This window comes from Variovorax sp. P4_B10 (genome assembly GCF_056402375.1).
This window is the reverse complement of record NZ_JBFUHN010000017.1, coordinates 42,889-68,191: the sequence shown is the minus strand read 5'-3', so window position 1 is coordinate 68,191 and position 25,303 is coordinate 42,889. Positions and strand designations below refer to the sequence as shown.

The 25,303-nt window shown below is 65.2% G+C and carries 25 protein-coding genes and 1 tRNA gene; 3 read left to right on the top strand and 23 right to left on the bottom strand.

Features of this window, described 5'->3' with window-relative positions:
• Positions 1–21: 21 nt before the first annotated feature.
• The 20 genes from fliF to AC1DXX_RS10870 all read right to left on the bottom strand — a co-directional run bounded on the left by fliF (position 22) and on the right by AC1DXX_RS10870 (position 17,121).
• Positions 22–1,518 carry a flagellar basal-body MS-ring/collar protein FliF gene (gene fliF, locus AC1DXX_RS10965; RefSeq protein ID WP_478134212.1) on the bottom strand — a complete coding sequence of 499 codons (1,497 nt, stop codon included), beginning with the start codon at positions 1,516–1,518 and terminating at the stop codon, positions 22–24.
• Positions 1,515–1,871, bottom strand: a complete 357-nt coding sequence (fliE, locus tag AC1DXX_RS10960) for a flagellar hook-basal body complex protein FliE (protein ID WP_478134211.1) — start codon at positions 1,869–1,871, stop codon at positions 1,515–1,517. Before fliE ends, fliF begins: the two co-directional genes overlap by 4 nt.
• Positions 1,868–2,344, bottom strand: a complete 477-nt coding sequence (flgC, locus tag AC1DXX_RS10955) for a flagellar basal body rod protein FlgC (RefSeq protein WP_478134210.1) — start codon at positions 2,342–2,344, stop codon at positions 1,868–1,870. Before flgC ends, fliE begins: the two co-directional genes overlap by 4 nt.
• A 2-nt stretch (positions 2,345–2,346) precedes the next feature.
• The gene (locus AC1DXX_RS10950) at positions 2,347–2,730 is read right to left on the bottom strand and encodes a flagellar basal body rod protein FlgB (protein WP_478134209.1); all 384 of its coding nucleotides are present in this window, start codon (positions 2,728–2,730) and stop codon (positions 2,347–2,349) included.
• 59 nt (positions 2,731–2,789) lie between these two features.
• Positions 2,790–3,917 (bottom strand): flagellar basal body P-ring protein FlgI, encoded by a 1,128-nt coding sequence (locus AC1DXX_RS10945; protein ID WP_478134208.1) that lies wholly within the window; start codon positions 3,915–3,917, stop codon positions 2,790–2,792.
• Between the two features lie 8 nt (positions 3,918–3,925).
• The gene (locus tag AC1DXX_RS10940; protein ID WP_478134207.1) at positions 3,926–4,531 is read right to left on the bottom strand and encodes a flagellar basal body L-ring protein FlgH; all 606 of its coding nucleotides are present in this window, start codon (positions 4,529–4,531) and stop codon (positions 3,926–3,928) included.
• Positions 4,528–5,541 (bottom strand): flagellar basal body P-ring formation chaperone FlgA, encoded by a 1,014-nt coding sequence (gene flgA, locus AC1DXX_RS10935; RefSeq protein ID WP_478134206.1) that lies wholly within the window; start codon positions 5,539–5,541, stop codon positions 4,528–4,530. The genes AC1DXX_RS10940 and flgA overlap by 4 nt, the downstream gene beginning before the upstream one ends.
• A 43-nt stretch (positions 5,542–5,584) precedes the next feature.
• The gene (gene flgG / locus AC1DXX_RS10930; protein WP_478134205.1) at positions 5,585–6,373 is read right to left on the bottom strand and encodes a flagellar basal-body rod protein FlgG; all 789 of its coding nucleotides are present in this window, start codon (positions 6,371–6,373) and stop codon (positions 5,585–5,587) included.
• 44 nt (positions 6,374–6,417) lie between these two features.
• The gene (locus AC1DXX_RS10925; RefSeq protein ID WP_478134204.1) at positions 6,418–7,206 is read right to left on the bottom strand and encodes a flagellar hook-basal body protein; all 789 of its coding nucleotides are present in this window, start codon (positions 7,204–7,206) and stop codon (positions 6,418–6,420) included.
• A gap of 19 nt (positions 7,207–7,225) precedes the next feature.
• Positions 7,226–9,325, bottom strand: a complete 2,100-nt coding sequence (gene flhA, locus AC1DXX_RS10920) for a flagellar biosynthesis protein FlhA (RefSeq protein WP_478134203.1) — start codon at positions 9,323–9,325, stop codon at positions 7,226–7,228.
• Positions 9,322–10,419 carry an EscU/YscU/HrcU family type III secretion system export apparatus switch protein gene (locus tag AC1DXX_RS10915; RefSeq protein ID WP_478134202.1) on the bottom strand — a complete coding sequence of 366 codons (1,098 nt, stop codon included), beginning with the start codon at positions 10,417–10,419 and terminating at the stop codon, positions 9,322–9,324. The genes flhA and AC1DXX_RS10915 overlap by 4 nt, the downstream gene beginning before the upstream one ends.
• The gene (locus AC1DXX_RS10910; RefSeq protein ID WP_478134201.1) at positions 10,419–11,258 is read right to left on the bottom strand and encodes a flagellar biosynthetic protein FliR; all 840 of its coding nucleotides are present in this window, start codon (positions 11,256–11,258) and stop codon (positions 10,419–10,421) included. Before AC1DXX_RS10910 ends, AC1DXX_RS10915 begins: the two co-directional genes overlap by 1 nt.
• A gap of 13 nt (positions 11,259–11,271) precedes the next feature.
• The gene (locus AC1DXX_RS10905) at positions 11,272–11,538 is read right to left on the bottom strand and encodes a flagellar biosynthetic protein FliQ (protein WP_478134200.1); all 267 of its coding nucleotides are present in this window, start codon (positions 11,536–11,538) and stop codon (positions 11,272–11,274) included.
• Between the two features lie 443 nt (positions 11,539–11,981).
• Positions 11,982–12,057 (bottom strand) — tRNA-Thr (locus AC1DXX_RS10900).
• 44 nt (positions 12,058–12,101) lie between these two features.
• On the bottom strand, positions 12,102–12,668 hold the full coding sequence (locus AC1DXX_RS10895) for a ClpXP protease specificity-enhancing factor (protein WP_478134199.1): 567 nt from the start codon (positions 12,666–12,668) through the stop codon (positions 12,102–12,104).
• A 43-nt stretch (positions 12,669–12,711) separates the two neighbouring features.
• Positions 12,712–13,323 (bottom strand): glutathione S-transferase N-terminal domain-containing protein, encoded by a 612-nt coding sequence (locus tag AC1DXX_RS10890; RefSeq protein WP_062473683.1) that lies wholly within the window; start codon positions 13,321–13,323, stop codon positions 12,712–12,714.
• A gap of 95 nt (positions 13,324–13,418) precedes the next feature.
• Complete coding sequence (locus AC1DXX_RS10885) at positions 13,419–14,192, bottom strand: cytochrome c1 (protein ID WP_478134198.1); 774 nt, start codon at positions 14,190–14,192, stop codon at positions 13,419–13,421.
• 37 nt (positions 14,193–14,229) lie between these two features.
• Positions 14,230–15,666, bottom strand: a complete 1,437-nt coding sequence (locus tag AC1DXX_RS10880) for a cytochrome b (protein WP_478134197.1) — start codon at positions 15,664–15,666, stop codon at positions 14,230–14,232.
• Between the two features lie 14 nt (positions 15,667–15,680).
• The gene (gene petA / locus AC1DXX_RS10875) at positions 15,681–16,298 is read right to left on the bottom strand and encodes a ubiquinol-cytochrome c reductase iron-sulfur subunit (RefSeq protein WP_478134196.1); all 618 of its coding nucleotides are present in this window, start codon (positions 16,296–16,298) and stop codon (positions 15,681–15,683) included.
• 157 nt (positions 16,299–16,455) lie between these two features.
• Positions 16,456–17,121, bottom strand: coding sequence for a LuxR C-terminal-related transcriptional regulator (locus AC1DXX_RS10870; protein ID WP_478134195.1), 666 nt, complete (start codon positions 17,119–17,121; stop codon positions 16,456–16,458).
• Positions 17,122–17,587: 466 nt separating this feature from the next.
• On the opposite strand from AC1DXX_RS10870, the gene AC1DXX_RS10865 reads away from it, so the two are divergent.
• Together AC1DXX_RS10865 and mscL are read left to right on the top strand one after the other, a co-directional pair.
• Entirely contained in the window at positions 17,588–20,140 is a 2,553-nt protein-coding gene (locus AC1DXX_RS10865; protein WP_478134194.1) for a tetratricopeptide repeat protein, read from the top strand.
• Positions 20,137–20,559 (top strand): large conductance mechanosensitive channel protein MscL, encoded by a 423-nt coding sequence (mscL, locus tag AC1DXX_RS10860; RefSeq protein ID WP_478134193.1) that lies wholly within the window; start codon positions 20,137–20,139, stop codon positions 20,557–20,559. The genes AC1DXX_RS10865 and mscL overlap by 4 nt, the downstream gene beginning before the upstream one ends.
• Here the strand turns inward: mscL and pdxA are convergent.
• From pdxA to AC1DXX_RS10845, 3 genes are all read right to left on the bottom strand, one after another.
• The gene (gene pdxA, locus AC1DXX_RS10855) at positions 20,556–21,596 is read right to left on the bottom strand and encodes a 4-hydroxythreonine-4-phosphate dehydrogenase PdxA (RefSeq protein WP_478134192.1); all 1,041 of its coding nucleotides are present in this window, start codon (positions 21,594–21,596) and stop codon (positions 20,556–20,558) included. The genes mscL and pdxA overlap by 4 nt on opposite strands.
• A gap of 129 nt (positions 21,597–21,725) precedes the next feature.
• Positions 21,726–22,499, bottom strand: a complete 774-nt coding sequence (locus AC1DXX_RS10850; protein ID WP_478134191.1) for a Nif3-like dinuclear metal center hexameric protein — start codon at positions 22,497–22,499, stop codon at positions 21,726–21,728.
• A complete protein-coding gene (locus tag AC1DXX_RS10845; RefSeq protein ID WP_478134190.1) occupies positions 22,496–23,848 on the bottom strand; it encodes an MFS transporter in 1,353 nt (450 codons plus the stop codon). Before AC1DXX_RS10845 ends, AC1DXX_RS10850 begins: the two co-directional genes overlap by 4 nt.
• 289 nt (positions 23,849–24,137) lie before the next feature.
• Between AC1DXX_RS10845 and AC1DXX_RS10840 the strand changes: the two genes are divergently transcribed.
• On the top strand, positions 24,138–25,298 hold the full coding sequence (locus AC1DXX_RS10840) for a S1C family serine protease (RefSeq protein ID WP_478134189.1): 1,161 nt from the start codon (positions 24,138–24,140) through the stop codon (positions 25,296–25,298).
• Positions 25,299–25,303: the final 5 nt, after the last annotated feature.

Sequence of the window (25,303 nt, the reverse complement as noted above, 5' to 3'; positions counted from 1 at the left end):
GGAAAGGACGAGGCACTGACATCATCCGTTGCGCCCCCTCGCGCCCACGGTGCCGACGGCAGCGGGGCCAACGCCAGGTTCGCGCATCCAGTCGCGCACTCGTCGCAAGGCGGCTGCGCGCTCTGCTTCCGAGAGCGGCGCCCGGCCGGAATCCTTGCCATTCGACGGTCCGCCGCGGCGACCGGCCCTGAAAAGCAGCACGGCCAGGACGGCGAGCAGGAGTCCGCCAAGCAACAGTTGCAGCAGAGAGGGCGCGCCTTGGCCGAACAGGGCCGCTCCGACAGGATTGGCAGCAACACCCTCTTCGACCGCCGTGGCCTCCGCGCTGCCTGCGACGGCGGTCGGCGCATCGGGCGCCTGGATGGTGCCACCCACCAGCGACTGGACGACCACCGCATCACCGCGGTCGGTCGAAGCACCCACTGCTGCGGCAATGACCTTTCGCAGTTGCTCCTCCTGGGCCGCATCCAATGCCTTGCGCACCACGGCCACCACCTGGATGCGCCGGATGGAACCGGGTTGGCTGACCACCTGTTCGACCCGGCGGCCCACCGCRTATTCGACGTCGCGCTGCGCACTCCCGTTGCGCGAACTGCCGGCATCGCTCACCTTGGTGTCGAGCGACGCTCCGCTGTCGCGGAGGACTTCGCGTTCGCGCACCACCACGCCCGTGGCCTGCAGGCCGGAGCGCGTTGCGGCGGGCAACACGTCTTCCGTCGTGGTGCGGATCTGATCCATGTTCAGCGTGACGTCGACGCTGGCAAGGGCCTGCCCCACGCCGAAGCTGCGATCGAGAACCGCTGCAACCTTGCGCGAAAGATAGGCCTCGGTGTCGCGCTTGAGCTCGAGCCTTGCACCGTTCACCTCGGCTTCGCCGTTGCTGCCCTCTGCGCGCGTCAGCGCCACGCCGTGGCCATCGACGATCGTGACGTCCTGCGTTGCCATGCCGGGCACGGCGGCGGCCACCAGGCGCTGGACGCCGACCACCTGCTCCGCGCGCAGTGCCTGGCCTTGCCGCATCGTGAGGGTGATCGATGCCTTCGCTTTCGAAGTCGCCTGCTTGAACAGTCCTTGCTCGGGCAGYGCCAGCAGCACACGGACTTCGCGCACCTCCGACAGCGACTGGATCGTACGGGTGAGTTCACCTTGCAGTGCGCGCTGGTAGTTGATCTTCTGCGCGAACTCCGTCATGCCGAAGTCGGTGTTGTTGAACAACTCGAGCCCGACCGCGCCCTGCAGCGGCAGTTCCTTGCCCATCAGCTTGATGCGGGTGGCGTGCACCGTCGCCTTGTCGACCAGGATCGAGGTACCGCTGTCGCCGAGGCGGTAGGGAATCTTGAGACGCTCCAGCTCCGTCGTCATCGCCTGGGCATCCTGCGGCTTCAGGTCGGTGAACAGTGCCTGGTATTCGGTGTGGAATATCCACCATGCAACCCCGGCGGTTGCCAGCAGAATGGCCAGCGCCCCGCCGACGAATCCGACGCGCGCGCGCTGCGTGAGTCCTTGCCAGAAATTCATATCGGCATCTTCATGACGTCTTGGTAGGCCTCAAGCAGGCGGCTGCGCACCTGCATCATCAGCTGGAAGGAAACGCGGCTTTCCTCCAGATTGATCATGATCTGGTGCAGGTTCTGCGCGTCGCCCATCGCGAGCTTCTGCAGATCGACCTGGCTGCCGATCAACTGGCTGTTGACCTGCGAAAGTCCATCGGACACCAACTGCCCGAACGAGCCTGCAACCGGCGCGGCCGAAGCGTCCGGTGCCATGGCCGATGCGGGACCTTGCAGCGACTGCGCGTTGGTCGCCGCCACCATGGACTGCGCCTGCTGGGAAAGCGCGGACAGCGCCTCGACTGGAAGAAAGGCTGTCATGCGTTGCCTCCGATATCGAGCGCCCTGAGCGCCAGCGTGCGGGCCGTGTTCATGGCCGACACATTCGCCTCGTAGGCACGGGTGGCGCTCATCATGCTGACCATCTCGGTCGCGGTGTCGATTCCCGCGTAGGCCACGAAGCCGCGCTCGTTGGCGAGGGGATGGCCCGGCTCGTACACCAGTCGGGGGGCGATGTTGGCAGGAACGATGCGCGCCATGGGGCCGGCCTGCGACGCGATGTCGCCGCCTGCCAGCCCCCGACTGACCAGTGCACCGAAGCCGCCGGCATCGGCACCCGGCAAGGTACCTGCCGGTGATTGCGCTTCCGCCAGCACGCGAAGCGGCTGATAGCTGCTGCCGCCCACGCCTTGCACCGTGTTGGCATTGGCCAAGTTGAGCGCCGCGACATCGACGCGCATGCGCTCGACGTTCATGCCGGCCGCGCTGATGGCAAAAGATTGCATGTAGTCCATGGCTATTTCCTGCCGTCGCCGGCAGCCATTGAAAGAATTGCGAAATGACGCGAGAGGCCTTTGACAAGCGCCTGGTACTGCACCGCGTTGCGGGCCATGTCGGCCGCCTCCATGTCCAGTTGCACCTGCGCGGGAACACCCTGGCTGTCCACCACGGCCTCCATGCGCGGGCGAACGTCGCCCAAGGCGAATGCATCGACCCGCCCCGTCTGCGCCATGCTGCGACGCGCGTCCACGAGTTGCTCCTCGAAGCTCACGCGCTGCGGCACGTAGCCGATCGCGTTGGCATTGGCAATGTTGGCCGAAATGGCCTGCTGCCGCAGGCTGGCCGCGTCGAGTGCCAATGCCAGCACCGATCGGGTCACGGCTTCGATTCCATCTGTCATATCTGTCTCCGGAGGCTTCCTGGGGATGAGCGGGTGTTGAATCGCCTGGCGCGGCATGGTCACTGAACGACCAGTTCCCCATGCAGTGCACCCGCGGCCTTGACGGCGCGCAGGATCGAAATCACATCGCGGGTGCTGGTCTTGAGCCGCGCGAGCGACTGCACGAGATCGGACACGGTGTTGGACCCGGTCACGAAGCCAGTGCCGCCCTGCTCGTCGACATCGACGCGTGTGTTGGTCACGATCGCGGTGCGGATGTCCGGGCCGCCGTTCCAGATGTTGAACGGCTGCGAGGCGGTGTTCTGGCTGGAGATCGCGATCTTGATGTCGCCGTGCGAGATGGCCACCTTCGAGATCCGCACATCGCCGCCCGACACCACCGTGCCAGTGCGCTCGTTGATGACCACCTTGGCGCGCCGGTCGGGCTCGACCATCACGTTCTCGATGCGGGTGAAAAGGCTCACCAACTCGGCGCGCTGTGCCGGTGGCACGGCGATCTCGATGCCGGAGGCATCCTTCGCTTTCGCCAGGCCACCGCCCAACTGGCTGTTGATGGCGGTCGCGACCCGGCTGGCCGTGGTGTAGTCGGGCTCGGAGAGCACGAAGGTCACGTTCTGCTGTTCGTCGATCATGGCCGCGTTGACGCCCACTTCGACCGTCGCGCCGTTCGGCACCGACCCGGAGGTCGGATGGTTCTTCTGGACCACATTGCCGTTCGCGTCATAGCGATAGCCGCCGACCGACAGGCCGCCTTGGGCCAGCGCATAGACCTTGCCATTCGCCCCTTTCAGCGGCGTGATCAGCAGCGTTCCGCCCACCAGGCTGCGCGCATCGCCAGCCGAACTCACGGTCACGTCGAGCGTGTCGCCTTCGCGCGCGAAGGTCGGCAGGCTTGCACTGACCATCACGACGGCGACGTTGCGGCTCTGCACGGCTTCCGGCGCGATCGTCAGGTTGAACTGCGACAGCACGTTGGCGAGCGACTGGCGCGTGGCGCGGTTCGCCGGCGAATCCCCGGTGCCGGCGAGACCGGTGACGATGCCGGTGCCGAACAGCGCGTTGTCGCGCCATCCCTTGAGCTTGCCAAGGTCCTTGACGCGTATGGCGTCGGCCGCATGCGCGACGGAGAGCCCGACGCACAGGATGGCGACGGACAGCGCACAGCGCAGCGACAGGGTTGAAATCATCCGGCGCATCAGAATCCCAACCAATCAAAAACTTTCCGCCATCCGCTGCGGCGTGCGCGGTCGGTCACATCGCCCTCGCCCACATAGGTGATGCGGGCATCGGCCAACCGGGTCGAGAGAACCACGTTGCCATCGGAGATGTCCTGCGGCCGCACCCGTCCTTCCAGGTTGACCTTCTGCAACTCTTCGTTGACCGTCAGCAGCTGCTCGCCGGCCACGCGCAACTCGCCGCTGGCGAGCACCTCCTGGACCGTCACGGTCAGCGTGGCGAGCAGCTTGTTGGCGCGCTGGGTGCGGCCTCCGCCGTCGAACCCCCCGGCCACGCCGATGCCCAGCTGTCCCACCACCCTGTTGCCGGTCTGCGTGACCGAGCCGGAGATGTCGTTGTTGCGCCGGGTGCCGGTGTCGGCACTGGTCGATGCCGACGAGTTTTCGAAGACCTGGACGGTGAGCGAATCCCCGACGCGGAATGCCTTGTTGTCCGCGGTGAGCGGACGGAAGCTGCCCTCTTGATAAAGGCTCTCGGCAGCCGCCGGCAGGGAAGCGGACAACACCAGGGCGAACGCCGCAAGGCTCAGCCCCGCGCGCACGCTCTTCAGCGACAAGGCTCTCATGGCTGCACCTCGACCTGCCCCGGCCCCGTCACGCGAGCCAGCACTTCGCCGCTCGATCCGGGCACCTTGACGCGCACGACCTGGCCCTGGCGTCCGTCCTGGAGCACCTCGACACGGCTTTCGACCGACACATCGCCGCTGCGCGCCAGCAGATGCGCCCAGTTGCCGCGCATGACCGCGGGCGTGGCCTCGAGATGCGCGCTGGTGAGCACCTCGCCCGGCCGCAGCGGACGCCGCAGGCGCTGGCGGCCGTCCGCCGATTCGCCGCCGGCCTTGGCGGCCACGGGCGTGCCCTGCCTGACCGTGGTCAGGTCGACTTCGCGCGTTTCCATCGCACCGCCAAGCATGACCGGATCGACGGTGGCGCCACGCCCGACATCGGTGGTGGCCACGGCAACCGGCGCCCATGCGCCGACCTCAAAGGTGACGGCCGTCGTTCGCACGAAGCGGTCGTCGACCCAGGCGTCGACCCACACCAGCATGCGCCGCGTAGGCTGCGCCTGGTTGGCAAGTGGACGCACACGCAGCGTCGGCACGCCGGGCGGCAACAGCAGATCGCGGGCGGTCGACACAGGCTCGACTTCGGCGCGCACGCTGCGCTGGGAGAGCCAGTTCAGAAGCGCCGAACGCGCCGCACTCACGACCGTCTCGCCCGGCAGCCGCTGTGCGGCGCTTTCGATCTCGGTTTCGCTCGCGCCGGTCCACCGGATGGCGGGCGACTGCACGCGCAAGGCGCTGTCCACGGTCTGCAAGCCGCTGCGTGCCTCGACCCATCGCGCGATGGTGTCGCGGTCCAGCAGGGCTGGCGACCCGGGCCGCGGTGACGGACCGAGCGGAAGCGCCATCAATCGCCGCAGCGTCGGCAGATCGCGCGTGGTCAGGAATGCAATGTCGCCCAGGCGAACACTGCCCTGGTCGAGCTTGACCTGCGGGCGCAGCTCGATCGAGACCAGCGGTTCGACCGGAGGCTGCCCGGCCGCGACCGCCGGCAATGCCAGAACGCTCGCCATCGCAACGGCTGTACGCAAAGCCCGCAGCACGGCCCGCGCGCGACTACTTGCGTAAACCATTGATCATCCCCAGCATCTCGTCCGATGCCTGCATGACCTTCACGTTGGCTTCATACACGCGCTGGGCCACCATGAGACTCACCATTTCTTCGGTCAGCTTGACATTCGATCCCTCCAGGAAGCCCTGCGCCATGCTGCCCATGCCGTCCTCGGCCGCCTTGCCGGAAATTGCTTCGCCAGAGTTGGGGCTCGAGCGATAGAGGTTGTCGCCCTGCGCCATCAAGCCGGAAGGACTCGTGAAACGCACCAACTCCAGTTGGCCCAGTTCGACCGGCGTCGCCTGGCCCGCGACCTGGATGCGCACGCGCCCGTCGCTGTCGATCTGCATGTTCTGGGCGTTGTCCGGAATGGCAAGGTTGGGCTTGAGCGGAAAGCCGCCCGAGGTGGCCAGCAGGCCGTCGCGATTGATCTTGAAAGTGCCACCACGCGTGTAGGCGCTCGAACCGTCGGGCATCGTCACTTCGAGGAAGCCCTCACCCTGGATCGCGATGTCGAAGGCTGATTCGGTCTTCTTGAGATCACCCATGTCGAACAGCTTGGAGGTGGAGGCGATGCCAACGCCGGCACCCAAACGGCTCCCTCCTCCAACGATGCCCGCTTCTTCCTGTGAGGGCGCCAGGCGCCCGGCCTCGCGAACCATCAGGTCGGTGAAGCTGATCTTGCTCTTCTTGAACCCGGTGGTGTTGACATTGGCCAGGTTGTTGGCAATGGTGTCGACATTCAGCTGCTGCGCCTGCATGCCGGTGGCACTGATGTAGAGGGCATCGAACATGGTTTGTGTCCCTGTTGAAAAATAAAAGTGGAGGGCGATGCTGATTACGAAAGCTCGCCGAGCTTGCGCACTGCGCCACCGATCATTTCGTCGTAGCCGAGCGCAACCCTCTGCATCGACTCGAAGTGCCGCATCGACTGGATCAGCTGCACCATCTCCTGCATCGAACTCACGTTCGAGTTCTCGAGGAAGCCCTGGCGCAGTTGTACATCGCCGTCCGCGAGCTGGGTGGGCGCCTGATCGGTATTCAGGAGGCCGTCGCCCACGCGCCTGAAGTCTTTCGCGTTGTCGAACTGCACGACCTTCAGTTGGGCAACGGGCGTTGCTTCCGCGCCCCCGCCGGGCTTGGACTCGAACACTTGCCCTGCGGCGTCGATCACGGGGTTGGGACGCGTGAGTACGATCTCGCCGCCCTGTCCCATGACCGGATTGCCTTGTGCAGTAACCAGTCGGCCGCGTGCGTCGAGCTGCCAGCTGCCCTGGCGCGTGTAGGCGAGACCGGCTTCGGTGGAAATCTCGAAGAAGCCCGGCATGGTCAATGCGACATCGAGACTCTGGCCGGTCGACTTGAGGGTGCCGGGGCGGGCGTCCGTCTGGATGAGCAGCATCCCGGCGGCCGCGGTACTGCCCGATACATTGGCTTGCGCGCCAAGCCGCGAGGCATCCGCGCTGCGCACTGCATCGGAAAAGCCGCCGGTGTTCATCGGCAGCGACGAGGCGACCTCCCGCTTGTAGCCGGGCGTGGTGGCGTTCGCCATGTTCATGCTGATGCGTTCGAGGCGCGCCATGTCCTGCTGCATGCTCTGCAGGCTGATGGCAAGTACGTCGGTCATGGAGGGGTTTCCTGGTATCTCAGAGCTGGACGACGCTGAAGGACTTCAGCTCGATGGTGTGCGGCACTTCGGACATGGACAGCACGCGCAGGTGAGGCATCACCCGCTCGGACAGTGCACGCACATGGCGCCGCAGTTCGGGCGCGCAGAGCAACACCGGCAGGAGGTTGCTTTTCATCATGCGTTCGGCCTGCTGCACGAGGCGCTTCATCAGTTGCTCGGTCAAGCGCGGATCGAGCACGAAGGGCTGCGCGCCTCCCGCTTCGGTGGCCACGTGAACGCTTTGCAGAAACTGGCTCTCGATCGCGGGATCGAGCGTCAGGACCTGCAGCGAAGTCGCTTCGCCAAGGAGGCCCTGGCAGATGGCGTGTCCCAGCCGCTGGCGAACGATCTCGGTCAGCTGATTGGCGTCGCGGGTCGTTCGCCCTGCATCGGCCAGTGTCTCGAGAATCGCTTCCACGTGGCGGATCGAGACCTTCTCTCTCAGCAGGTTTTGCAGCACCTTCTGTACATCGCTGGACGAGAGCACCGTCGGTATCAACTCCTCGACCAGCCCGGGCTGGCTCTGCCGGACGCGGGCGAGCAACCGGTCGACCTCGGCGCGCGTGAGCAGCGTCGCGGACTCGCGCCGGAGCATCTCGGTGAGGTGCGTCATGAAGACGGTGGGCGCATCGACCAGCGTGTATTTCGCCTGGCTCGCCGCTTCGCGCTGGCTCTCTTCGATCCAGAGGGCCGGCAGGCCGTAGGTCGGATCCCGGGTCGGCTCGCCCGGAACGGACTTTGTGTCGCCGGCGGGGTGAATGGCGAGCAACCTGTCGGCGCGCGCTTCGCCCTTGCCGACCAGCACGCCGTCGAGATGGATCTCGTACCGGTCCGCCGACAGGCGCGCCGAGTCCTTGAAGCGGACGCGCGGCAGCACGAGACCGAACTCCTGCGCATGCTGTTTGCGGAACGTGGCGATCCGCTCCATGAAGACACTGCCCGGCTGGTTGATCACCGGCACCCAGTTGGTTCCGAGGTGGACCTCGATGGGCTCCACTTGCAGCAGCGAGTAGGGGTCGTCGCTCTGCGAAGCGGGGGAGCCGTCGGCCGCCGCCGGGGCCACGTCGCCGGTCGCCGCGGCACCGGGCGCCTGGGCTGCGCCGGCATCGGCCGCCTTGGCCTTCGCTGCGCGATAGAGCATCGTTGCAGCCAGCAGGAAACAAAGCGTGAGCGCCAGCGTCGGCAGCGCGGGAATGCCAGGCAGGAGCAACAGGCCGCCCAGGGCCATGGCCACCAGAAGAAGCGTCTTCGGAAACGAGCTCACCTGCCGCAATGCCTCGCGGCTCAGGTTGGCATCGGAAGCCGACCGGGTGACGATGATGCCTGTGCCCACGGCGATGACGAGTGCGGGCACCTGCGTCACGATGCCGTCACCGATGGTCAGCAGGGTGTAGGTCTGCAGGGCTTGGCCCCACGGCATGCCGTGCTGCATCACGCCGATCACCAGCCCGCCGATGATGTTGATCAGCAGGATGATGATGCCCGCGATCGCATCGCCCTTGACGAACTTGCTGGCCCCGTCCATGGCGCCGTAGAAGCCGGCTTCCTTCTCGATGTTCTTGCGCCGGCGTTGGGCTTCGGCCTGGTCGATGAAGCCCATGTTGAGGTCGGCATCGATGCTCATCTGCTGTCCGGGCATGCTGTCGAGCGTGAAACGCGCGGCCACCTCCGAGACACGTTGCGCACCGCTGGTGACCACCACGTACTGCACCACGATCAGGATCAGGAAGACGATCAGGCCGATGACATAGTTGCCGCCCACCACGAACGCGCCGATGGCGCCGATCACCCGACCCGCATCGCCATCGGAAAGAATCAGCCGCGTGGCAGCCACGTTGAGCGACAGGCGGAACAGCGTGGCAATCAGCAACAGCGACGGGAAGGTCGAGAACTCCACCGGCCTCGCCATGTAGAAGGTCAGGAGCAGAACCAGGAATGCGAAGCTGAAATTGCTCAGGATCAGAAAATCGAGCAGCCCACTGGGAATGGGTGCGAAAAGCACCACCAGCACGCCGAGCACGAGCAGCACCAGCGCGATGTCGCTGTGCTTGCCGAGAACACGCGCCAACGCGTTCACGATGCGGCTCCGGTGGCGGTGCGGCCGCGCTGTTGCTGCTCCCGCATGGCAAAGACCCAGACGATGATGCGCGCGACCTGCGCGTAGAGTTCCGGCGGCACCGGATGGTCTACCGGCAACTCCTTGTAGATGCGCCGTGCCAGGGCCGGGTTCTGAACCACCGGGATGCGGTGGCGCGCCGCAATCTCGCGCATGGCAGCGGCCATGTGTCCGGCTCCCTTGGCCAGCAGTTGCGGCGAGGCCATGCGACCGTGCTCGTACTTCAGCGCCACCGCGATGTGAGTCGGGTTGGTGATCACCACATCCGCATTGCGCGTCTGGCGCAACGCCAGGCTTCGCTTGAGCATCTCGCGGCGCAGTTCGCGCAGGCGGGCGCGGATGCGAGGGTCGCCCTCGCGGTGCTTGGCTTCGTCCTTGAGCTCGCGCTGGCTCATCCGCATCTTCTTGGCGAATTCACGACGCGTGTACATGAGGTCGAGCAAGGCGATCAGGCCGAGCACCAGCGCCATCTTGAGCCCGACGCTCGCGACGTCATCCAGCAGGATGCGCAGGTAGCCGATGGCAGACAGCGAGGCGAGCGCGTAGAACTGCCCTGTCAACGCCTTGAGCGCAAGGATGGCGACCAGCGTCAGCAGCGTGAGCTTGATGACGGCGCGCGCAGTGTCGAACAGCACACGCATCGAGAACAGCTTCTTGAGGCCGTTGACCGGATTGATACGGTCAAAGTCGATCTTCACGGGCTCGAAGGAAAGTACCGGACCCGTCTGCATCATGTTGCTGACAATCGCCGCCAGCATCATGGTGGCGAAAAATGGCGCTACCAACATCAGGACCGCGCGCAAAGCACGTTCGATCATCGGCCAGAGACCGACGCCCGAAGGATCCATTCGCCCGGCCTGGATGAGCAAGGCCTGATCGAAGCGGAACTGACTTGCAACGGAACCGAACCCGCGCCAGGTCAGATAGACCACGGCGACAGCGAACACGACGGCGGCGACGACGTCCGTGCTCTTTGCGACTTGCCCGCGCTCGCGTGCCTGCCGCAGCTTGTAGGGCGTTGCCGCTTCATTGCGATCGAGATCCTGCTCGGCCATCAGCGCCTCCGCCCCTCTGGCTGCGGCACCGCGACGAAGACGGCATCCCAGGTGCTCGTGATGCTTGCGTAGACCCGCGTCATGACACCACCGATGCCCGCGAACCAGAGCGACAGCGCGATCAGCCCAACAAGGATCTTGACGGGGATGCCCATCGTGAACATGTTCATCTGCGGCAAGTTGCGTCCCACGACACCGAGCGCGAACTCCACCAGCAGGATGCAGAACACGACGGGCGCGGCCAATGCGAAGCCCAGACTGAACAAACCCGTCGCCTGCTTCAGGATCGGCTCAACGGTATGGGCGATTGACCAGGGGGCGCCGACAGGAAAACGCTCCATGCTGAAGCTGATGCCGCGCAACAATGCGTGATGCCCGTTCACAAGAAAGAACACCAGAACCGCCAGATAGCCGAAGGCCGACGTAAGGATCGGCACAGGACGTCGAGTCACCGGGTCAAGAACCTGTGCGATGCCGAAGCCAAGCTGCACGTCCAGCAACTGGCCCGCAACGGCAAAGGCACCAAACGCCAGCAGAATGCCAAGGCCGAGCATGGCCCCAAGCGCAAGCTCCGCCATCGCTGCAGAAAGCAATGCGCCCCACCCCATCTCTGCGCCAGCCGGGACGGACAAGCCCCATGCCAACGCAACCGAGAGTCCAACCACGAGCAGCACTCGCACCGATGCGGGCAGCGGCACCGCATAGAGCACAGGCGTCATGGCAAAAGTTGCGGCCAAGCGCAACGCCAGCAAGCCGACGACAACCAGCCAAGATGTATTGATTCCAGACGTCACGACCTCCGGCAGTGCAGGCGCCGCACGCAGCTGAAGAACATTCACAGGAGTCCTTGATTCAGAACATCGAGGGAATGCCGCTCCAGAGCTGGACGGTGAACTGGGTCAACTTGCGAAGCATCCAAGGGCCCGCCACGATCATCACTGCAGCTGCAGTAACAAGCTTCGGAACGAACGTCAGGGACATTTCCTGGACCTGCGTGACCACTTGCAGCACGCTGATCACGATGCCGACCAGCATGGTCAGCCCCAAGAGGGGAAGGCACACCAGCAGCCCCGTCCAGAACAGGTCTGACATCATCTTCAATGCCAAATCCGCGTGCATACCCCTCCAACATAAATCTTTAGTATTAACAATTCCAAGACAATGGAAAACTATAGATACAAGTTTAGTGCGTCATTGCATCAAAAGCGGTTACCACTCGATACTTAAAAGAGAAAAACGAAATTGAATCCGCATTTCTCGTGAAATAAGTCCAGAAGAGGGAGGGGCGAGAAGATTTCTTATTTTTAGGTTAAATCTTTAGCATTCACTTTAAATAGAGGGGCTGAACGCCCGCCATTGCCCGAACTGTCGGCAGCCAGGTGACCCGACTTTTTTACCAAGAAAAGGCAAGCCAATGGAATCATGGGTCAAACGACCGCAGCGGGACTACGCGCCGGCTTTTAAGCGGTCGATGGGTCGAGCAGTCGAGGCAAGAAAAAACCCCTAAGTCTTTGATTGACCTAGGGGTTTTGGCTGTCCTTGGACTTCTCTGGACAAAGTGATGGTGCCGCTTGTCGGAATCGAACTGACGACCTTCCGCTTACAAGGCGGGTGCTCTACCAATTGAGCTAAAGCGGCTGAATTTCTTCAGTGCATGATTCTAGTAGTGCCGCTGCCTGCGACTACTTGACGCGCTTGAGCGACGGCCTCGAACCGCCACCGGCCGGAGGCCGCGGCGGCTCGTCGACAGGATCGGTGGCCGAGCCGGCATTGCCTGCATCGATCACTTCGCCGCCGTCCTCGCCCGTCACCAGATGGACGATCTTGCCGGCGTCGCCTTCGGTGCCGCGCGAGGCATCGCGCAACGGCATGCGTGCGGGGCCCGTGGGCGTTGCCGGCGCATCGCCGTCATGCTCGGCAGCAGGTGTCGGCGCCGGAAACGCCATGCCCTGCCCGTTCTCGCGTGCATAGATCGCAATCACGCGCCCCACCGGCACGCTGATTTCCCGCGCACTGCCCGCAAAACGGGCCTTGAACTCGATGAAATCGTTGCCGAGCCTGAGCGAACTGGTCGCGTCGAAGCTGATGTTGAGCACGATCTCGCCGTTCTTCACGTACTCGCGCGGAACCTGGACGGTGTCGTCGACCTGCACCGCGACATAGGGCGTGAACCCGTTGTCGGTGCACCATTCGTACAGCGCCCGGATGAGGTACGGGCGGGTGGAGGACGACTCGAGCGCGTTGATCATGAAAGAGACGGCGAAGAACGATGGAAGCAGGCGCGCAGCTTACTTACTTTCGCATGACCTTTTCAGAAGGCGTGAGTGCTTCGATGTAGGCCGGGCGCGAGAAGATGCGCTCAGCGTACTTCAGAAGCGGTGCCGCGTTCTTGCTGAGGTCGATGCCGTAGTAGTCGAGGCGCCAGAGCAGCGGCGCGATCGCCACGTCGAGCATCGAGAAATTGTCGCCCAGCATGTACTTGTTCTTGAGGAACACGGGGGCCAGCTGGGTGAGGCGGTCGCGGATGTGCGAGCGGGCCTTTTCGAGTGCCTTCTCGTTGCCCTTGGCGGTGCGGTTCTCGAGCGTGGCCACGTGCACGAACAGTTCCTTCTCGAAGTTGAGCAGGAACAGGCGCACGCGGGCGCGATCGACCGGGTCGCCGGGCATCAGTTGCGGATGCGGGAAGCGCTCGTCGATGTACTCGTTGATGATGTTCGACTCGTACAGAATCAGGTCGCGCTCGACCAGGATGGGCACCTGGCCGTACGGGTTCATCACGCTGATGTCTTCGGGCTTGTTGTAGAGATCGACGTCGCGAATCTCGAAGTCCATGCCCTTTTCGAACAACACGAAGCGGCAGCGGTGGGAAAACGGGCAGGTCGTTCCTGAATACAAGACCATCATGGCGAGAGACTCCTAAAAATCAAAAAGAGTGGGTCGCGTTGGCAACCCACTCTGTGGGACCGGATGCACGAGGCGCCCGGTCGGCGTGGACGGAACTACTTGACGTCTTTCCAGTACGAGGCGTTCAGTCGCCACACGAAAACCACCGACATGCCGAGGAACAGCAGAACCCAGACGCCGATGCGGATACGGGTGTTCTGTGCGGGCTCGGCCATCCACTGCAGGTAGCTCACCAGGTCGCCAACCGCATTGTCGTACTGCACCGGCGTCAGGGTGCCGGGCGTGATTTGCTCCCAGCCCTTGAACACGTCGGTTTCATGACCGTGCTGCGCGACCTTGGCATAGACCGGCCGGCGCTCGCCCTGCAGTTCCCACATGGGGTTGGGCATGGCGACGCTCGGGAACACCAGGTTGTTCCAGCCGGTGGCCTTGGTGTCGTCGCGGTAGTAGGTGCGCAGGTACGTGTAGAGATAGTCGGCACCGGTGCCACCGTGGCCGGCGCGCGAGCGCGCGACCAGCGTGAGGTCGGGCGGCGTGGTGCCGAACCATTCCTTGGCCTGGCGGGCGTCGATGTTGGCCTTCATGGTTTCGCCGACCTTGTCGGTCGTGAACAGAAGGTTGTCCTTGATCTGCTGCTCGGTGATGCCGATGTCCTGCAGGCGGTTGAAGCGCATGAAAGCCGCCGAGTGGCAGTTCAGGCAGTAGTTGACGAACAGCTTGGCGCCGTTCTGCAGGGCAGCGACGTCGGTGGTCTTGTTGGGCGCCTTGTCCCATGCAATGCCCCCGGATTCGGCCGATGCGGCGGCGGAGAAGGTCAGCCCCAGTGCGAGACCCATGACCGCGAGCCAGCCGGAAATTCTTTTCTTCATCGTGTTTCTCTCAAGCTCTCTTGCACTTGTCGGCGTCTCAGTGGGCGGCGAAGACCACGCGCTCGGGCACGGTCTTGAATTCGCCCTTCCGGCTCCACCAGGGCATCAGGAGGAAGAAGCCGAAATAGACGAGCGTGCCGATCTGCGAGATGGTTTGCGCGATGTCCAGCTTGAACGAACCGATGCCCAGCTCACCCCAGACGCCAGGCGGCTGGATGCCCAGGTAGCCCAGGATCAGGAAGAAGAAGACGAACAGGCCGTACACATACTTGTGCCAGCTCGGACGGTAGCGGATCGACTTGACCTCGCTGTGGTCGAGCCAGGGCAGGAAGAACAGGATGATGACCGCACCGCCCATCACGAGCACGCCCCAGAACTTGGCGTCGAAGGCCTTGAGCAGGAAGATCACCACGGCCGCCACGACGACGATCGCGATCTTCAGCGCAGTGCTCGACTTGCCCTTGACGAAGTTCAGGACGGCCGCTGCGGCGATGATCAGCGCAAACACGTTGACCATGTCGTCGGTGGTCGCACGCAGCATCGAATAGAACGGCGTGAAGTACCAGACCGGGGCGATGTGGTTCGGCGTCTTCAGCGAATCGGCGGGGATGAAGTTGTTGTACTCGAGGAAGTACCCACCAGCTTCGGGCGCGAAGAAGATCACGGCCGAGAAAATCGTGAGGAACACCACCACGCCGAAGATGTCGTGCACCGTGTAGTAAGGATGCGACGGAATGCCATCGAGCGGATGGCCGTCGGCGCCGCGCTTGGCCTTGATCTCGATGCCGTCGGGGTTGTTCGAACCCACTTCGTGCAGTGCGATCAGGTGGGCCACCACCAGGCCGAGCAGCACCAGCGGCACGGCGATCACGTGGAAGCTGAAGAAGCGGTTCAGCGTGGCGTCGCTCACCACGTAGTCGCCGCGGATCAGCAGGGCCAGGTCGGGGCCGACGAACGGGATGGCGGCGAACAGGTTCACGATCACCTGGGCGCCCCAGTAGGACATCTGGCCCCAGGGCAAGAGGTAGCCCATGAAGGCTTCGGCCATCAGGCACAGGAAGATCGCGCAGCCGAACACCCAGATCAACTCGCGGGGCTTCCGGTAGCTGCCGTACATGAGGCCGCGGAACATGTGCAGGTACACCACGATGAAGAACGCGGAGGCGCCCGTCGAGTGGATGTAGCGGATCAGCCAGCCCCACGGCACGTCGCGCATGATGTACTCGACCGATGCGAACGCCTGGTTCGCGTCGGGCTTGTAGTGCATCACGAGGAAGATGCCGGTGACGATCTGGATCACCAGGACCAGCATCGCCAGCGAGCCGAAGATGTACCAGAAGTTGAAATTCTTCGGCGCGTAGTACTGGCCCCACTGGTCGTTCCAGAGCTTGCTGAGCGGGAAGCGGTTGTCGACCCAGTTGAGCAGCTTGGCGCCGGCGGGCGCGTTGGGGGAAATTTCGTGGAATTCAGCCATGTTCTTCTTCTGCCTCAGGCCTTCTTGGCGTCTTCGCCGATCAGGAGCTTCGTGTCCGACAGGTACATGTGCGGAGGCACAGGGAGGTTGTCGGGTGCGGGCTTGTTCTTGAAGACGCGGCCGGCCAGATCGAACGTGGAGCCGTGGCAGGGGCAGAGGAAGCCGCCTTCCCAGTCGTTCGGCAGCGAGGGCTGCGGGCCGGCCTGGAAGCGGTCGGTCGGCGAGCAACCGAGGTGGGTGCAGATGCCAACCACGACCAGCACGTCGGGCTTGATCGACCGGTGTCCGTTCTGAGCGTACTTGGGGGTGAATTCGTCAGGGTGGCGCTTGGAGAGCGGATCCGCGAGCTGGCCGTCCAGCTTGGCGAGTTCGGTAACCTGCTCCTGCGTGCGCTTGAGGATCCAGACCGGCTTGCCACGCCATTCGACCGTGATTTTGTCGCCGACCTTGAGGCCCGAGATGTCGACTTCGACAGCTGCGCCAGCGGCCTTGGCCTTCTCGGAAGGCTGGAAAGTGCTCACAAAGGGAATTGCGGTGGCCACGCCGCCCGCTACGCCGGCACAGCTGGATGCGATCAACCACGTCCGCTTGCTTGTGTCGATCCGGGGCGAGCCGGAGGTCATGTCACTCATGGGGATCCTCTTGTCTTCTTCGCTGGAGCAGGGGTCAACCGGCGATTGTAGCGGGCCGCCGAAGGGATATTCAATGGCCGCCATGCGCCTGGCCGACGGCCGGGGGGTGGTGCGGCGCGCCCGCCATGCGGCGACGAGGCTTGCCGCCGGCCGGACTTCAGTTCAGAAGCCCGTGTTGCGTGGCCTCGTGAACCGCCTGGGTTCGCGATTTGACGGCCAGCTTGCGGTAGATGCTCTTGGCATGGAATTCGATCGTATTGACCGACAGATAGACCGCTTCGGCGATCTGCCGGTTGCTCCAGCCCTGCGCGATCAGGCGCAGCACCTTGAGTTCGCGCGGAGACAAGAGCACCGGCGCGGGCCGCGGTGCGGATGAGGGCGCGGTACGTATCGGCTCGATCGTCCGCGTCTTTGCCGATGCGGCGATCAGGCCGAGGATGCGCCGCGCGACCCGCGAATCCATCGGGGCGCCGCCCCGTTCGATCGAGCGCAGCAGGAAAGAGAGCTCCGCGTCGTCCGCCTCGGTCAGCAGGTAGCCGATGGCGCCAGCGGAGATCGCGGCGTTCACCAGGTCATGGTCGTCGGCCGCCGACATGGCGATGGTCTCGATGTGCGGGTAGGTCTGGCGTATGTGAAGGATCAGGGAGACGCCGTCGCCGCACGGCAGGCGCATGCCGACCAGCACGAGGTCGTACGGCAGCGCGGCGAGCTGGCTGCAGGCTTCAGCGCGTGTGGATGCGACCACGACGCGGCGTCCGGGCGCCAGGCTGCCCAATATGCGCCGCATCCGGTCGGCCACTGCGGGATCGTCTTCGACGATCAACGCGCCATGGAATGTGCTGCCGCACGGCATCTGCGAAACCGACGACATCGGTGCCGACCGCAAGGGATGACAAAAGAGATTCATGACCGCGCGTACGTCCCTTGGCTACCTGAGGCAGCGTCCAGATATTGACTTTCGTTTCGGACGTCGCAGGAAAGATGCCCACGCGAGCGCACGCCGGTCGAAGCAGCGTCGCCGTTGGCTGCGGCACTTTGATTTCATTGAGAAATTCGCCGCAAACGGAGTTCTCGGCGCGCCCTCGACACGGCCTTGGCGAGGTCGCTTTTGCGTCGTTGTTACGCGCGAGCCAGCGCGTGCGTTACGTAGCGCCATGTCGTTCCGCGAGCATTCCAGAGGATGAAATCGAAGGCCGGCCACCTATACTGGATGACCGGTCTTTTTCGTTGCAGCAAGGTCGGGGCCAGTGTCCTCGGCGACCCTCCGGCCCTGTCCATCACACGGCTTCATGACCACTTCTTCCATTGCCCCAGCACCTGCCGCGTCCGAGGACAACGCCCCTCGCCTGCTGGAGCAAGGCCTCGTGCTGCATCGCCAGGGCCGGTTCGCAGAAGCACTGCAGGTCTACGAGTACCTGCTCTCCAGATTTCCCGAACATCCCGACGCGCTGCACCTGACGGGCGAAGCGCTGTACCGGCAAGGCCGGCCGAAGCTGGCGCTGAACTACGTGAACCGGGCGATTGCGCAGTCGCCGCACCATTTCTATTTCAATACCCGCGCGACGATCTTCATGTACATGGGGCTGCTGGCCGAAGCCCAGCAGGATCTTCGCCGCGCGATCAAGGCGTTTCCGAACTACCCCGAGGCGTATGTCAACCTGTCGGCGGTCTACCGCCAGCAGAAGAAGTTCAGGCAGGCCCGCGAGGCCGCGGCCAACGCCACGCGACTCGCACCGCAGGCCCCCGCGGCATGGAACAACGCCGGGGCGATCGACATGGAGCAGGACCGCTTCGACGAAGCGATCGCGCAGTTCGACCAGGCGCTGAAGCTCGACCCCGGCTACACCAGTGCGCACAAGAACATCGGCAAGATCCGCGCGCACCAGAAGGACTGGGCCGCCGCACTCGCATCGCTCGAACAGGCCACGGCAGACCCGCGCGATTTCGAAGCGTCCTACCTGCTCGCCAGGGCGCTGCTCAGCGCCGGCCGCACCGAGGACGCCATCGCGCCCATGCAGCGCGCCATGCGCAACTGGCCTGCCGAAGAGCGCCACAAGGCGCTGTCGGACCCCGAAGGCGTCACGGCGCTCTACGGCGTCTGCGGCGCGCTCGAGGGCGCGTCGATGCGCTTCGCGGAATCGGCAGAGCTCTACAAGCTGGCGCTGGAAAGCCTGCCCGAGCACGAGTTGCTGCTGAACAACCTGGGCACGGTCAACTTCCGGCTGGGACGTTTCGACACGGCCATCGAAGTGCTCAAGAAGGCGCTGGAAGTGCATCCGCGCCAGGTGCTCGCACGATGCAACCTGGGTGTGACCTACGTGATGGCCGGCCAGTCGAAGGCCGCGATCGCGGAGTTCGAGCAGTGCCTGCGCGACGACCCGAACTTCATGCCGGCCATGGTGTGGATGCTGGGCGAGAAGGCCCACATCGCCGACTGGAACGGCGTGTCCGAACTGCGCGAGAAGATCGCAGCCCACCTGGACAACCCGGGCAACGACCAGACCGTGTCGTCGTTCATCCTGATGTCGAACTACGACGATGCGAAACGGCTGATGGCCTGGACGCAGCGCTCCGCCGCGCTGGCCGACAGGAACACCGCGATCAAGCCCTTCAGCGATGCCGGGGCGCGCCGCACGTCGCCGCGCATCCGCGTGGGCTACTACTCGTTCGACTTCCGCAACCACCCGGTCGCGCACCTGACGGCAGAGTTGTTCGGCCGGCACGACCGCAAGGACTTCGAGGTCTTCGCGTACTCGTACGGCCCGGACGACGGCCATCCGGCACGTGCACGCATTGCCGCATCGGTCGAACATTTCGTCGACATGCAGGGACAGTCGATCCAGCAGATGGCCGAACGCATCCGCGAGGACGAGGTCGACATCCTGATCGACCTCTCTGGCGACACGCGCGGCGCCAAGCCGCAGGTCATGGCCTACCACGCGGCCCCGGCGCAGCTCATGTGGCTGGGCTACATGGGCACCAGCGGCACGCCGAACTACGACTACCTGGTCTCGGACAACTTCCTCTCGCCGCCGGGCACCGAGGCCTGCTATTGCGAGAAGCTGCTGCGCCTGCCCGAGACCTTCCAGGTGATCGACTCGCAGCGTCCCACCAGCAGCCGGAAGGCCACGCGGCCCGACCACGGCCTGCCCGACGATGCCTTCGTGCTGTGCAACTTCTCGCAGTCCTTCAAGATCCAGCCGGAGATGTTCGCGGCATGGGTGCGCATCGTGCAGCGGATACCGAACGCGGTGCTCTGGCTGGCCCAGGGGCCGAACGGCTTCGAAGACAACCTGCGCGCGCAGTGGGTGGCAGCAGGCCTGCCGCCAGAGCGGCTGATCGTGTCGCCGCGCATGCCCATCGACGAGCACCTGGCCCGCATCGGCCTGGGCGACCTGTTCATCGACACCTTCCCCTACAGCAGCGGCGCCACGGCGAACGACGTGCTGTGGGCCGGCGTGCCGCTGCTGGCGCTCACGGGCACGACGATGGTGTCGCGCATGGCGGGCAGCCTGCTCGGGGCCATCGGTCTGCCGGAGCTCGTGGCCACCAGCCATGACGACTACGTCGAGAAGGCGGTGCACTGCGCGACGCACCCGGACGAACTGGCCATGCTGCGCAGCCGGCTCGCCGCGGCGAAGGAAGTGCGCAGCGGCTACTTCGACACGCCGCGCTTCGTGCGGCACCTGGAAGACGGCTTCAGGCAGATCGCCGCGCGCAGCCGTGAAGGGCTGCCTGCGGAGCACATCGGCGTTGCGCTGCGTCCTCCGGAGAAGCGAGCGATCGCGGGCATACTCGGCACTCCTTCAACAGCAGAGCTCCAGAAGCCTTTTGAATCATGAGCATCCTCAGTGAATTCAAGGAATTTGCCGTCAAGGGCAATGTCATCGATCTCGCGGTCGGCGTGATCATCGGCGCTGCGTTCGGCAAGATCGTCGACTCGCTCGTGAGCGACGTCATCATGCCGCTGGTCGGGGTGGTGTTCGGCAAGCTCGATTTCTCGAATCTCTACGTGGTGCTGGGCACGGCACCTGCCGGCGTGGCGAACACGCTGGCCGACCTGAAGAAGGCCGGCGTGCCGGTGCTGGCTTACGGCAGCTTCATTACCGTGGCCGTCAACTTCGTGATCCTGGCGTTCATCATCTTCATGATGGTCAAGCAGATCAACAAGCTGCGGAAGACCGAAGAGGCGGCGCCGGCCGCGACGCCGGAAGACATCACGCTGCTGCGCGAGATCCGCGACAGCCTCAAACGCCCTTAAGCGCTGCCCAGCGTCCTGGCCATGCGGAGCGCCTCGACGAGGCTCGACGCATCGGCGAGGCCAGTGCCCGCGATATCGAACGCGGTGCCGTGATCGGGGCTGGTTCGCACCAGCGGCAGCCCCAGCGTCACATTCACCCCCTTCTCCACCCCGAGGTACTTGACCGGAATCAGCCCCTGGTCGTGGTACATCGCGATCACCACGTCGAACTCGCCGCTGGACGRCACGCCCGCCTTGGCACGGGCGCGCATGAACACGGTATCGGGCGCATGCGGCCCATTGGCGTCGATGCCTTCGGCACGCGCGGCGGCGATGGCCGGCGCGATGATCTCGCGCTCTTCCGAACCGAACAGCCCGCCCTCGCCTGCATGCGGATTGAGGCCCGCGACGCCGATGCGCGGCGCGCGGCCGAGCGCGTGGGACAGCGCGCGGTGCGTGATGCGCAGCGTCTCCAGCACGCCCTCGAAGCGCACGGCCTCGATGGCGTCGCGCAGCGACATGTGGATGCTCACGAGCACGGTGCGCAGCTCGTCGTTGGCCAGCATCATGCGCGCCGGCACCTCGGCCACGCTGCGGCCCAGGTGCGCCGCCGCCTCGGCCTGCAGGAGTTCGGTATGGCCGGGATACGGAAAGCCGGCCGCGGCCAGCGCTTCCTTGTGCAAGGGCGCCGTCACGATGGCGGCGACTTCGCCGCGCAACGCCGCCCGCGCGGCCCAGACCACGCAATCGCCCGCCGCACGACCGGCCTCGGCGCTGATCTGGCCCGGGACGATGTTCACCGGCGACGCAATCACCTGCAGCACCGGGATGCAGCCGGGCGGCACGGTTGCTGCCTCGGCCACGCTCTCGATCTCCGCCACAGGCCATGCCGGCTGTCCCGGCCCGGCCAGCGCCTGCGATGCCCGCCGCACGGCCGCCACGTCACCGGCCACGAAGGCACCGCGGGTCGCATCGGGTGCGTCGCGAAAGGCCTTGACGATGATCTCGGGGCCGATCCCTGCTGGGTCGCCCAGGGTGATGGCGATGGCACCGCTCATTGGTTATTGACCTCCGCACTTCGCGCTGCGGTGCGAGTTGGCTCGGGACGTCCGGGGGCTGCGTTCATTGGGTAACCTTCGTGCTGCGCACTGCGGTGCGAGCTTGCTTGGGGCGGCCCGGCGCGGCGCTCATGCCGGATTGTCGATGTCGATGAATTCGTGCTTCAGGCCGAGCTGCGCCGCCACATGCGCGGCCACGGCCTGCGCACCGTAGCGCTCGCTCGCGTGGTGCCCGCAGGCAAGGAAGGCCACGCCCATTTCGCGCGCGTAGTGCGCCTGGGGCTCCGAGATCTCGCCGGTGATGAAAGCGTCGGCGCCGGCCGCGATGGCCGCCTCGAAGTAGCCCTGGGCGCCGCCCGTGCACCACGCTATGTTCTTGATAGCGCGATGCGCCGTATCGACCAGCGTGACCGGGTGCTTCAGCACTTTCTCGACGTGCGTGGCCAGGGCCTTGGCGCTGGCGAAGTTCTCGCCGTTTTCGCGTGCGCCGAGGAAACCCAACTCCTGCTCGCCGAATCGCCCGGTCGAGCCCGCATGGGCCACGAGCCCCAGCTGCAGGCCGAGCTGAGCGTTGTTGCCGAGCTCCGGATGCGCATCGAGCGGCAGGTGGTAGGCGAAGAGATTGACGTCGTCGCCCAGCAGGAGGCTCAGGCGCTGCTTCATCCAGCCGGTGACGCAGCCGTCCTGGCCGCGCCAGAACAGGCCGTGGTGAACGAAGATGGCATCGGCCTCGGCGTGGATCGCGGCCTCGATCAGCGCGCGGCTGGCGGTCACGCCCGAGACGATCTTCCGGACCACGGTGCGGCCTTCGACCTGCAGGCCGTTGGGTCCGTAGTCCTTGAAGCGCCCGGGGGCCAACAACAGGTCGAATGCGTGGAGCAGTTCGTGGCGTGTGGTGCTCATCGCGACATTGTCGCGCTCCCTGCGGCTCCCGCGCCATCGCGCATGGCATGGCCTCGCGCCGCCAGTGGCCACAGGGCCAGCAGGAAGCCCAGCGCCGCCAGCGCGGCGACATAGTGCGCCGGCGCCATCGTGTCATGCTGCAGCCAGAGCGTGAGGATCACCGGCGTCAGGCCGCCGAAGACCGCGTACGACATGTTGTAGGCGAAAGACAGACCGGTGAAGCGCACCGGCGCCGGGAAGGCGCGCACGCCCGCGATCGGCACTGTGGCGATGGTGCCCACGAACAGGCCGACCAGCCCGTAGTGCCAGAACAGCGTGGCCGGCGTGCCGGGCAGCCCCGTATAGAACAGGTAGGCCGTGACGAAGAGGCCGCCCCAGCCGACGAGCATCACCGTGCGCGTGCCGATGCGGTCGCTGAGCCAGCCGACCAGCACGCAGCCGATGGTCAGGGTCAGGGTGGCGAGCGCGTTGGCTTCGAGCGCCAGCGCGGCCGGGACGTGGTGCACCTTCTGCAGGTAGGTGGGCGTGTACAGCACCACCACGACGATCGCGGCCGACAGCACCCAGGTCAGCAGCGCCACATACACGCTCGGGAGGCGATGCTCGCGCAGCACGGTGCGCAGCGGCAGTTCGCGCGCCACCGTCTTGCGGCCCGCCAGTTCCTTGAAGACCGGCGTCTCGTGCAGGAAGCGGCGCAGGTAGACCGACACGAGGCCGAACACGCCACCCAGGATGAAGGGAATGCGCCAGGCAAAGCCGCTCACCTGCTCCGGCGAATAGTGGCGGTTGATGGCCACGGCGACCAGCGAGCCCAGCAGGATGCCGCCCGTGATGCCCGAAGTCAGCGTGCCGATGCCGAAGCCATAGCGTTTCGCCGGCACATGCTCGCCGACGAACACCCAGGCGCCAGGCATCTCGCCGCCGATGGCCGCGCCCTGCAGCACGCGCATCGCCAGCAGCAGCAGCGGCGCTGCGATGCCGATGCTCGCGTAGGTGGGCAGCAGGCCGATCACCAGCGTGGGCGCGGCCATCAGGAAGATCGACAGCGTGAACATGCGCTTGCGGCCCAGCAGGTCACCGAAATGCGCAATGACGATGCCGCCCACCGGCCGTGCCAGGTAGCCGGCCGCGAAGATGCCGAAGGTCTGCAGCTGCCGCAGCCAGTCGGGCATGTCGGCCGGGAAAAAGAGCGCGCCCAGGACGGTGGCAAAGAAGACGTAGATGACGAAATCGTAGAACTCGAGCGTTCCACCGAGGGCCGAGAGGGCGAGGGTCTTGTAGTCGCGCGCATCGAGCGTGCGTGCCGGGGCCGGCTGCGCGCCGTCCGGAAAAATTGCTTCTGAAGTCATGGCTGGCAGGGAGATCGTGACCGCGCGCCAGCCACGAAACCGGGTGGGAAAGCGGGAATTGGTGCGCCGACGAAACGCCTGGCCGCACCTGCCGGGTGGGCAGCGCGGGAGGCCTGAAAACGCGGGCCGGATGAGACCGCCTTGCGATGCTAAGGGTTATCCCGTATTCACGCAGCGGCGTGCGCCAATCTCGACCAGGCGGTGCGGTTTATCGCCAACCCCATTGAGGGACAATCGCATCCAGCACCGCCTCCGACGGCGCCTTCAAACGTCATTTCATCCAATTTTCATGAAACGCACCTGGCTGCTCTTCGCCCAAGCCGTGACCGTCCTGCTGGCGGCCTATTTCGTCGTTGCGACGCTCAAGCCCGAATGGGTCAACAAGCGCGCGACCTCGCTGGGCGGCGTGGTGTCGATCGTCGAGGCGCCGGCAGGCGCTCCCGCGGTGCCCGCCCCCGGCAGCCTGAGTGCGGCGGCCAAGAAGGCCTCGCCGGCGGTCGTGAGCATCAACACCAGCAAGGCCGCACAGCGCCATCCGCGCAGCAACGACCCCTGGTTCCGCTTCTTCTTCGGCGACCAGGCCGACCAGCCCCAGGTGGGCCTGGGCAGCGGCGTGATCGTGAGCACCGACGGCTACATCCTCACCAACAACCACGTGGTCGAGGGCGCCGACGAGATCGAGGTCACCCTCAACGACAGCCGCCACGCGCACGGCAAGGTGATCGGCACCGACCCCGACACCGACCTCGCCGTGCTCAAGATCGAGCTCGACAAGCTGCCGGCCATCGTTCTGGGCAATTCCGACGAACTGCTGGTGGGCGACCAGGTGCTGGCCATCGGCAACCCCTTCGGCGTGGGCCAGACCGTGACCAGCGGCATCGTCTCGGCGCTCGGGCGCAACCAGCTCGGCATCAACAACTTCGAGAACTTCATCCAGACCGATGCGGCCATCAACCCCGGCAACTCGGGCGGCGCGCTGATCGACGTCAGCGGCAACCTGCAGGGCATCAACACCGCGATCTACTCGCGCTCGGGCGGCAGCATGGGCATCGGCTTCGCGATTCCCGTGTCGATGGCCAAGATCGTGCTCGAAGGCATCGTGAAGGAAGGCCAGGTGCGCCGCGGCTGGATCGGCGTCGAGCCGAACGACCTGTCGCCCGAACTGGCCGAGACCTTCGGCGTGAAGGCCGACGCGGGCGTGATCATCACCGGCGTGCTGCAGAACGGCCCCGCCGCCAAGGCCGGCATCCGGCCCGGCGACGTGATCACCTCGGTGGGCGAGAAGAAGACCGACAACGTGCAGGCCCTGCTGACCGCGGTGGCCGGACTCAAGCCCGGCAGCACCTCGCGCTTTGCGCTGCAGCGGGGCAGCGACAAGATGGAGCTGGACGTGACGCCGGGACTGCGGCCCAAGAGCCCGGTCCGGCAAGTGCCGAACCAGCAGGAATAACCGCG

Coding starts and splice junctions, on each gene's coding strand:
- fliE (WP_478134211.1), bottom strand. CDS start 1,871: ATGACAGCCTTTCTTCCAGTCGAGGCGCTGTCCGCGCTTTCCCAGCAG.
- flgC (WP_478134210.1), bottom strand. CDS start 2,344: ATGGACTACATGCAATCTTTTGCCATCAGCGCGGCCGGCATGAACGTC.
- AC1DXX_RS10950 (WP_478134209.1), bottom strand. CDS start 2,730: ATGACAGATGGAATCGAAGCCGTGACCCGATCGGTGCTGGCATTGGCA.
- AC1DXX_RS10945 (WP_478134208.1), bottom strand. CDS start 3,917: ATGATTTCAACCCTGTCGCTGCGCTGTGCGCTGTCCGTCGCCATCCTG.
- AC1DXX_RS10940 (WP_478134207.1), bottom strand. CDS start 4,531: ATGAGAGCCTTGTCGCTGAAGAGCGTGCGCGCGGGGCTGAGCCTTGCG.
- flgA (WP_478134206.1), bottom strand. CDS start 5,541: ATGGCGAGCGTTCTGGCATTGCCGGCGGTCGCGGCCGGGCAGCCTCCG.
- flgG (WP_478134205.1), bottom strand. CDS start 6,373: ATGTTCGATGCCCTCTACATCAGTGCCACCGGCATGCAGGCGCAGCAG.
- AC1DXX_RS10925 (WP_478134204.1), bottom strand. CDS start 7,206: ATGACCGACGTACTTGCCATCAGCCTGCAGAGCATGCAGCAGGACATG.
- AC1DXX_RS10915 (WP_478134202.1), bottom strand. CDS start 10,419: ATGGCCGAGCAGGATCTCGATCGCAATGAAGCGGCAACGCCCTACAAG.
- AC1DXX_RS10905 (WP_478134200.1), bottom strand. CDS start 11,538: ATGCACGCGGATTTGGCATTGAAGATGATGTCAGACCTGTTCTGGACG.
- AC1DXX_RS10895 (WP_478134199.1), bottom strand. CDS start 12,668: ATGATCAACGCGCTCGAGTCGTCCTCCACCCGCCCGTACCTCATCCGG.
- AC1DXX_RS10890 (WP_062473683.1), bottom strand. CDS start 13,323: ATGATGGTCTTGTATTCAGGAACGACCTGCCCGTTTTCCCACCGCTGC.
- AC1DXX_RS10885 (WP_478134198.1), bottom strand. CDS start 14,192: ATGAAGAAAAGAATTTCCGGCTGGCTCGCGGTCATGGGTCTCGCACTG.
- AC1DXX_RS10880 (WP_478134197.1), bottom strand. CDS start 15,666: ATGGCTGAATTCCACGAAATTTCCCCCAACGCGCCCGCCGGCGCCAAG.
- petA (WP_478134196.1), bottom strand. CDS start 16,298: ATGAGTGACATGACCTCCGGCTCGCCCCGGATCGACACAAGCAAGCGG.
- AC1DXX_RS10865 (WP_478134194.1), top strand. CDS start 17,588: ATGACCACTTCTTCCATTGCCCCAGCACCTGCCGCGTCCGAGGACAAC.
- mscL (WP_478134193.1), top strand. CDS start 20,137: ATGAGCATCCTCAGTGAATTCAAGGAATTTGCCGTCAAGGGCAATGTC.
- AC1DXX_RS10850 (WP_478134191.1), bottom strand. CDS start 22,499: ATGAGCACCACACGCCACGAACTGCTCCACGCATTCGACCTGTTGTTG.
- AC1DXX_RS10845 (WP_478134190.1), bottom strand. CDS start 23,848: ATGACTTCAGAAGCAATTTTTCCGGACGGCGCGCAGCCGGCCCCGGCA.
- AC1DXX_RS10840 (WP_478134189.1), top strand. CDS start 24,138: ATGAAACGCACCTGGCTGCTCTTCGCCCAAGCCGTGACCGTCCTGCTG.